This is a genomic window from Moorena sp. SIO4G3, assembly GCF_010692305.1.
GTDB lineage: Bacteria > Cyanobacteriota > Cyanobacteriia > Cyanobacteriales > Coleofasciculaceae > Moorena > Moorena producens_A.
Genome location: NZ_JAAHIG010000387.1, coordinates 1 through 7,977 on the forward strand (window position 1 = coordinate 1; position 7,977 = coordinate 7,977).

Below are 7,977 nucleotides of genomic sequence, written 5' to 3' on the forward strand. Positions count from 1 at the left end.
TCCTCATAGGCAGGGCTTTCACCTGCATCCGATAGGTAGTTAGACTTTTCAGGTTTTATCCTGCGCAAGTCCCCAACTCATACCCCTTCAGTCGCTGAAGGCTCCTAGTTGGAACGAGCCGCACCCAATCCAGTCCCCAATGGCTAATGCTCCCCAGCTTGTTGTAAGACTCAGAGCGAACAATGCCCAGCTTTTTCATTGTGGACAGCAACTCTGCCTTAACCGACTCAGTCATCCCTACTATGGGGACGATTTGAGTCGATATTTTCCTAGTTGCTCCTACTTTCTTGGGCATCGTTGACGTCTGAATCCTATACTTTAATCTAACTCTAGCGCTAGTAAAATGTCAATGTCGGTTTTATTCCGTTAAATACCGTATTATCCCTATTTAATGGCGTCTAATCGCGTGACTTTCCTTTAAAATATCCCAGAGCCACTGCTCTACGCGATCGCTCATGGCCTGATTAGAGTATTTAACTTCGAGGAGGCGACGGCATTCACGGCGGTCAATTTTATCCAAGTTTCCCAAGGCTTCTACCAAGCCTTCCACAGAATCGGGTTCTACCAAAAAGCCATTTTTACCATCTTCGATAATTTCTGCTGATCCACCACGGTCATAGGAAATGACTGGTACTCCACAAGCGAGGGCTTCCATGACCACAGTACTAAATGCTTCCACCCAATGAGGCGTCATCAGTAAGGCTCGACACTGGCGCAAGTATTTTTGGAGTTGATCAGTTCGGAGAAAACCCAGGTATTCTAGAGGGGCATTGGGGTAATCCTGGAGAATCTGCTCCCAATAGGGTTTATTTTGTATCAGACCCATAATTTTTAGTGGCGTAGCCGTGAAATCGGATGCTGCCACTGCATCTTCTAGGCCTTTTTCTGGAGAAATTCGACCCACCCAGCCGACCCAGGGTGAGGGAGAGTCACAAAAGGAATACACAGACAAATCAATGCCATTTCCCAAACAACGAAAGCGATTCTTGAAGGAAAATGTTGCCCCTTGAGCGATTGAATGAACCCCAATTGTGCCAGGAAAATTAATGGCAATTTGTTCGATGATCTGATCCATCGCCTCGGTTAATGAACCCATACTCACTAGGTGAGCAATGGGACAAGTGAAAAAGGGGGTTAGGTAAAACGGTAACCAGTCGTAGGCAAAGTTCACAATCAAGTCATAGTCAGTTTGAACTTGCCGCCCATAGTCCCACATATTAGCCAATACCGAGGATGGGGGGATGATAGTAGGAGTGTCTCTTGTTTGAGTTTGAATACTAGTTTCCAGAACACCATCAATTTCTACCAGAGGCATTCCCCAAGCTGTAGATCCTTTAGTTGCCACAATTGTGATCCTGTGACCCCGATTAATCAATTCCGTAGCAATGTTACGTACAGTCAACTCAACCCCACCACCTAAGCCTGAACCCAACGGACCAACTGGGGTGGAAATTAATAGCAATTTCAGGGAATTTAATTGGCTCATTAATTGAAAATTAACCCTGGCAATTTGATAATCAAAACGATAAATATAAGCTTTTAATTAATTTTGACTTCAAAACATTTATTACTGTAAACATTTTCAAGCACGGTAAGTAAAGCTGAGTAAACTTTTATTCTATGCTATTCCATTTTAACGGTTTACACTTCCCTATCATAGCACGGTAAGTAAAGGTTACTAAACTTTTATTACCTGTTATGAATTTCCCTAACTAGTCGCTATTATCTTGGTAATGGTTTGACGTATTTTCTGATGAATTTAGGTAATTTTGTGCTGGTGGCAAACTATCCAGATTCGCTGCAGGGCGAATTTTATTAAACTGATCGATTGCCCATGTTGCCGTTTCTCGCACTTCGGAATCCGGGTCATCGGTAGCGTGACGCAACATCTGCAAGACTTGATTTAGTAATTCATAAATTCGCGTTGCATCCCGAATCGCATTTTTCCGCACTTGAGCGTTGTCATCCTGCAAAGAAATGGCTAGGGCTTTGTTAATCGGTTTTAGGGTTTTGGTGCTAATTTGGGATAAGGCTTCCAAAATCAAGCTACGCTGCTTAGAATCAGAATCTAGCATTAAGTCCACTAGGGGCTTTACTGCCCTAGAATCACCCTTTTGGGCTAATTCCCAGATAGCTTGTTGTCGCTTTTTTGGGTCTGGGTCTTCTAATTCTGTGATTAATTCCTCGACGATACTAAATTTAGTCAGACGAGTGGTCTTTTTGACATGTAAGGAATCAGCTAATGACTGAGGTTGGGGATTGCTAGGATTGGCGACATCATAACTAACGCTATGGTTATCATCCCTTTGAAGACGGTGGTTTTGGGAGTCAGTTGACACTTGGACTTTGAGGTTATTGACTCTAGGATCTTGTAAGACATGATTTTCTGTGGAGGGCGCTAATTGTGAGTCTACGGGTCGTTTTGGTTTAGTCAACCACTTGAATAGGAAAAAAACGCCACCAGCCATGATGATGGCTGGGATAATCAGCCAAGATGACAGGCTCTTTTCCTCGGTAGAAGGTTCCGTAGTAGTCGGTTCGTCTGGGACTGATTGACCTGAGTTTGGAGCTGGACTCGTGTTGGTGGTTGTCGTCTTAGCAGCGTAGGCTTGCTCTAATTCCTTCCTAGTAACCGAATCAACAATACCCAGTTTTCTCAATCCAATAGATTCTTGGAATAAAGCGACTGCTTTCTCTGTATCCTCACCATAAACACCATCTTCAAGCCCATCGTAGAAGCCAAGATGCTTTAGCTTGGCTTGCACAAGAGCCACCTCTTTTCCCCGACTCCCTTTGAGCAGAATTGGCTGGTCAGTTTCTGTGGCAGAAGTGGGAGCTTGAGCGATTAGCAACGGGTCAGGGAGGTTGTTGGTTGAAAATGCGTTCGCGTAGCGGTTCCTAAGGAACATCGCTTTTTCTAATTTCACCGTAAGGCTGGTTTCGGACCCCCAACCTAGACAGTTCAAACAGGTAGCAACAAGTATGATAGACCAATAGCGAGTCATAAAATTAAACAGGACTCGAATGTGAACGCCAATTCTAACTTAAGCACTTAACACACAACGCTAAATCCCATGTGCTTTAGTCGTTCGAGCAACAGAATTTTGGCTCGATTAATCTCAATTGTATCAAATCGGCTTCACTGCTGGGTTTCTGGTAGCTTAGCACTACCTTCTTCAGACTCAGTTGTTGTTTTCACTGCCAGTTTTCCCCTCTAGCTAGCCGCTGTTGTTTGCAAGCCTTGCTTTGATCGCAGTTGCTATTTGTTCGCGCTGATTGACTAGATAAATGCTAAGCAATGTCACGCACACACCAGTCCACTGTAGAGCACTGAGTACCTCAGACAACACTAAATTCCCAAATAGCAGGGCAAATACTGGTGTCAGAAAGGTTAAGCTACACAGACTAGTGAGATTCCCCTTGGAGGCAAAGTAGAAGAATATACCGTATGCGATCGCACTCCCGAAAACAGTGGAGTAAGCTAATGCGATCCAGCCAACTCCATCAATATTCACCCATTGCTGGGATTCTATGACACTAGAGAGGGCAAATAACGGTAATCCTCCTAGGATCATATGCCAACCAACTGCAGCAACTGGGTCAGCATAGCGGCTGATAATGGGAACCATTACTGTTCCTACTGCCATGGAAAGGGATGCTAAGAGCATCAGCCACTCTCCATGATCAAACAGCTGTTCCCAGCTTAATTCTATAGCTTGAGCGTTGCCAGTAAAAAGGCTGAAAATCCATTGATCGGGCAAGCCAATCAAGCTGATTCCTACTATACCAAATCCTAGTCCTAACCAACCCCACAGTCCAATAAGTTCACCAAAGAGCAATCCCGATAGCAGGGCGACCACTAGGGGTTGACTATCAATCATCACCGAACCCAAACCCGCGCCAGTGCTAACCAATCCCTCGGCTAGGAAACCCTGAAACATTGCCCCATCCACTAAGGCAAATAGGCTAATCCACAGCCAGGCTAGCCAACCTTTCGGCTGGGGGCGACCCATCACAGTTGCTGCTCCTAATACTAAAACTCCTGCTGGTACTAACCGCACCCCAGCCATAAACAGAGGGGTTGTGTTAGGGATCACCCCTTTCATGGCTACCATAGCTGTACCCCATAGAAAAAAGGGGGAAATCAGCAGTAGTGACCCTATCGGTGGCAGTATTGTGTTGGCTTTTAGTTGCATAATCCTGATTTATGGTGAAGAACGAAAATAACCGACACTCAAGCAGCTGTCAGAAATTTAATTTAGATATTGACTTTACCGATTGACTTGGCTCTGGAGCACGGGGGCTCTGGAGCACAGGAGTGAGTTTTGGAGTTTTTCTAGCTTACTGAGTAACATACAATTTCAATGGGCGACAGCTTAAACGAGCTTTTCATATTTGGTTAAACACTTGTTTATTTATTTATTTTGAGCAGCTTAGGAGCTGATCGCTTTATAAAATGATGCAAACTATATATACAAGCTCCAGTAATCAGTTAAATCTAGACTAGATACTCACAATCACCTATGCCTTGGCCGTTTAAACGCAAATCTCTCAAACAAATTGCTCGAATTGAAATCACGGGGGCGATCGCTGGTGGTACCCGTAAACGGGTCCTCGAAGCCCTAAAAACTGTTGAAGAAAAGAAATTTCCGGTCTTACTATTACGGATTGACAGTCCTGGTGGTACAGTCGGGGATTCTCAGGAAATCTATAGCGCCTTGGTGCGGTTGCGAGAAAAGGTGAAGATTGTAGCTAGCTTTGGCAATATCTCCGCATCCGGGGGTGTTTACATTGGCATGGGAGCGGAACATATAGTAGCGAACCCTGGTACAATCACTGGAAGTATTGGTGTGATTCTGCGGGGAAACAATATAGAGCGCTTGTTGGATAAAATCGGTGTTTCCTTTAAGGTCATTAAGTCAGGTCCATACAAAGATATCTTGGCGTTTGACCGGGAACTGACTGAGCCGGAAAAAACTATTCTTCAAGAGTTGATCGATACCAGTTATCAGCAGTTTGTACAAACTGTTGCCCAGAGTCGCAAGCTAGATGTAGATGTGGTAAAAAGTTTTGCTGATGGTAGGATTTTTACTGGTGAGCAAGCACATAACTTGGGGGTCGTTGATCGCCTGGGAACTGAAGAAGATGCCCGTTGCTGGGCAGCGGAATTGGTGGGTCTTGACCCAGAGAAAACCAAGTCTTTCACCATCGAAGAACCCAAACCATTGTTGAGTCGCTTGCTACCGGGTAACCTTATGCGCAATAGATCTCAGATATCTGTTGGTATAGATTGGTTAGAGTTTGAACTATCAACTAGCGGTCAGCCCCTATGGTTGTACCGACCATAAGATAACATGGAGATTTGAGATTACACCAGCGCGTGTATGATCTCAAATCTCCCAGGAAAATTCGGAGGATATTACCTTGCACTGGAGAGTTAGAGCAATTCGAGGGGCAACAACTGCCTCAGAAAATACAGTAGCAGCGATTCGAGAAGCAGTGATGGAACTGCTAGATGAACTCGAAGCTCATAATCAAATCGACCATCAAGAAATTATTAGTGCCATTTTCACCACGACCCGTGATTTGGATGCTAAATTTCCAGCTGCGATCGCACGAGAACGTCCGAATTGGGATGATGTTCCTTTACTTGATGTGCAACAGATGCATGTCGAGGGTAGCCTAGAGCGTTGTATCCGGTGTTTAATCCAAATCAACACTCCTGTTTCTCAACTTGAAATTTATCATCCCTATTTACGTCAGGCAAAAAATTTAAGGCCTGATTGGACTTTAGCTCAACTCAGCCGTTAGTTGTCAGGTTATTTATACTAAGCATGCGGCTTCTACCAATTAGCCAGTGGAAATTTAAAGTTGTCATTATTCATTAGTCAAAATAAAATTGTTAATGGTCAATGGTCAATTAACAATTAACAATTAACAGAAACACAATTTTATTGAGTAAAATTTATCAATGGTCAACCGTCCATGGTCAACCATCAACAGAAAGATTTTCAGGTTGATTCCGTTTTTCTATCAGATGATTTGTGGTGGAAACGAATTCCTAAAAAGATGTCGTATACAAAGTTCCAAAAACTCTTTCGAGCCAGAAGTCCTAGAGATTGATCACAACCTTTTTCATCTAAAAGGGGTTTAACAGCACGGTAGGCGGGCTGATACTTGTACCAGGGTATCGTCGGCCACAGGTGATGAATTAGATGATAATTTTGTCCCATAATTAGCAGGTTGATGATGGGACTGGGGTAAATTCTAGCATTTTTCCAGCGATCACGTTCTTTAAATGGACGATGAGGCAAATAATCAAAGAACAATCCTAGGGCTATACCTACAACTAATGCTGGCACAAACCAATAGTTCATGATGTAGTCTAAAAAGCCGTATTGACAAGCAAGATATATGATGATGGCGATGAATAGACGGCTAAAAAACCACTCCCAGAGCTCATACTTACGCCACAAACGGCGCTTGAAAAAAAATATTTCGTGATAAAAAAAGCGAACTGCAATTAACCACAGCGGACCACCAGTAGAAACAAAATGATCGGGATCGTTTTCGGGATCGTTAACATTGGCATGATGCTGCATATGAACCCGCGTGAACACTGGGAAGGTAAAACCTAACATCAGGGCGCTACCATGACCCATCAGGGCATTGAGGTAACGGTTTTTGTGGGCAACATGGTGAGAGGCATCGTGAATGACTGTTCCTACCATGTGTAAGGCAAGGACATTAATGCTAAAGCAGCAAGCGTTAGGCAAATCCCAAAGCCAGTAACCACTGGTGGAACAGACCACCAAGATGATCGCCGCCACAAACATAAGTAACGTTAAGTTAAACTTATCCGGGGCACCCAGGAACTCCTTGGGTACTGTCAGCGGCTTGATGGCCTCCGACATACTTGTTTTTTCTCCTTTCTACTGTCTTTTGGTAGTATAAGGTAAAATGGCTAAATCATAAAGATTTGTTAAGATTAGAACTTCTAATCAGAAACTAAAGTCAATTTCAGGAAAATCACTCTCGTCACCAGGGGAGTCACCCTCCGGCACTGCTTGTGATACCCTTCTGCTTCTGCGAGGCACAGGGGTTTTCAACTGTGGAGCTGATAATCTTCTACAAGTTAACCTCTGTTTCAGCTAGCGATACAGCAAGGTAACAGGTGAGCAAGTGTGCTCAAAGGGAGGCAGCGCTAACCTATGGGCGTTTCCACGGGGCTTTCAGCGATGCAGCGGTGTCAAATCAATTACCTTAATGAGAGGAGAGGCTTGTCTTGATGCAGCCCCTCCCCACTCGCGCTTTGCATCAAGAAAGCTCGTTGGTTAAAACAAGTAGCTCGGTTACTCAAAATAATCCGGTCAATCCTATGGGGGGTTTTCAGAGCTACCTTCACGCACCAGACAGACTTCCTTTCGACTCACCATACAGATAAACGTCCTGTGAAGCTCCCTGGTTGAGTTCCGCTTCAATCAGGTTAACCACTATCCCTGCCAACTTCTCCAAGTTGCTTAAATCATCGGTTGGGATCGCCAAACAACGGAAATCAAAACCAGTTTCTCAATGTTGAGCCTGTACTGCCAACAGCTCACCCATTGGAACCATCTCTGGTAAATAAACAAATAGTGGATAATCACCGATTAGATTCTCCCGGACTCAAGAAACACGAACAACTATTAACGTTTGGCATTGTTTACTTTAAGTATTAAATATTATAGCAATCAACATTTTTTTGCGTAATCATAACGAATAATGCTTCATATATAAACAGCTTTATAATTTAATAATTAGGACAATTTTATTCTATTTATTCAATCTGAAAAAAACTATTTTTAATCAAAAAAATAGTAAATATCAAGGATAAAATAGGTAGTTTAAATTATGGTTATTGAGCAAGTTATTATTCAAGCATAAGTGAGACAATAACAGGGAGAATGTCACTTATGCAGCAACATTAGTACTAAGCTA

The 7,977-nt window shown here is 43.4% G+C and carries 7 protein-coding genes and 1 pseudogene; 2 read left to right on the forward strand and 6 right to left on the reverse strand.

Annotated features, from left to right (window positions below; translation table 11 throughout):
* Window positions 1-118 precede the first annotated feature (118 nt).
* The 4 genes and pseudogenes from F6J99_RS37435 to F6J99_RS37450 form a co-directional block, all read right to left on the reverse strand.
* Window positions 119-295, reverse strand: a pseudogene (locus F6J99_RS37435) (transposase); the annotation flags it as partial.
* A gap of 93 nt (window positions 296-388) precedes the next feature.
* A complete protein-coding gene (locus F6J99_RS37440; RefSeq protein WP_293120888.1) occupies window positions 389-1,486 on the reverse strand; it encodes a glycosyltransferase in 1,098 nt (365 codons plus the stop codon).
* Window positions 1,487-1,712: 226 nt separating this feature from the next.
* Window positions 1,713-2,909, reverse strand: coding sequence for a HEAT repeat domain-containing protein (locus F6J99_RS37445; protein WP_293120890.1), 1,197 nt, complete (start codon window positions 2,907-2,909; stop codon window positions 1,713-1,715).
* A gap of 309 nt (window positions 2,910-3,218) precedes the next feature.
* On the reverse strand, window positions 3,219-4,196 hold the full coding sequence (locus F6J99_RS37450; RefSeq protein ID WP_293120892.1) for an EamA family transporter: 978 nt from the start codon (window positions 4,194-4,196) through the stop codon (window positions 3,219-3,221).
* Between the two features lie 327 nt (window positions 4,197-4,523).
* Here F6J99_RS37450 and sppA point away from each other — a divergent pair, with 327 nt between their 5' ends.
* Together sppA and aroH are read left to right on the forward strand one after the other, a co-directional pair.
* Window positions 4,524-5,348 (forward strand): signal peptide peptidase SppA, encoded by an 825-nt coding sequence (gene sppA, locus F6J99_RS37455; protein ID WP_293091510.1) that lies wholly within the window; start codon window positions 4,524-4,526, stop codon window positions 5,346-5,348.
* Window positions 5,349-5,424: 76 nt separating this feature from the next.
* On the forward strand, window positions 5,425-5,811 hold the full coding sequence (gene aroH, locus F6J99_RS37460) for a chorismate mutase (RefSeq protein ID WP_293120894.1): 387 nt from the start codon (window positions 5,425-5,427) through the stop codon (window positions 5,809-5,811).
* A 200-nt stretch (window positions 5,812-6,011) separates the two neighbouring features.
* On the opposite strand, the gene crtR is transcribed toward aroH, so the two are convergent.
* Together crtR and F6J99_RS37470 are read right to left on the reverse strand one after the other, a co-directional pair.
* The gene (crtR, locus tag F6J99_RS37465) at window positions 6,012-6,914 is read right to left on the reverse strand and encodes a beta-carotene hydroxylase (protein WP_293120896.1); all 903 of its coding nucleotides are present in this window, start codon (window positions 6,912-6,914) and stop codon (window positions 6,012-6,014) included.
* Between the two features lie 487 nt (window positions 6,915-7,401).
* Window positions 7,402-7,545: a hypothetical protein gene (locus F6J99_RS37470; protein ID WP_158516942.1), complete on the reverse strand. Its 144-nt coding sequence runs from the start codon at window positions 7,543-7,545 to the stop codon at window positions 7,402-7,404.
* Window positions 7,546-7,977: the final 432 nt, after the last annotated feature.

Bases quoted from the DNA above. Each gene is read 5' to 3' on its own strand.
- F6J99_RS37440 (WP_293120888.1), bottom strand. From the start codon at position 1,486: ATGAGCCAATTAAATTCCCTGAAATTGCTATTAATTTCCACCCCAGTT.
- F6J99_RS37445 (WP_293120890.1), bottom strand. From the start codon at position 2,909: ATGTTCCTTAGGAACCGCTACGCGAACGCATTTTCAACCAACAACCTC.
- F6J99_RS37450 (WP_293120892.1), bottom strand. From the start codon at position 4,196: ATGCAACTAAAAGCCAACACAATACTGCCACCGATAGGGTCACTACTG.
- sppA (WP_293091510.1), top strand. From the start codon at position 4,524: ATGCCTTGGCCGTTTAAACGCAAATCTCTCAAACAAATTGCTCGAATT.
- crtR (WP_293120896.1), bottom strand. From the start codon at position 6,914: ATGTCGGAGGCCATCAAGCCGCTGACAGTACCCAAGGAGTTCCTGGGT.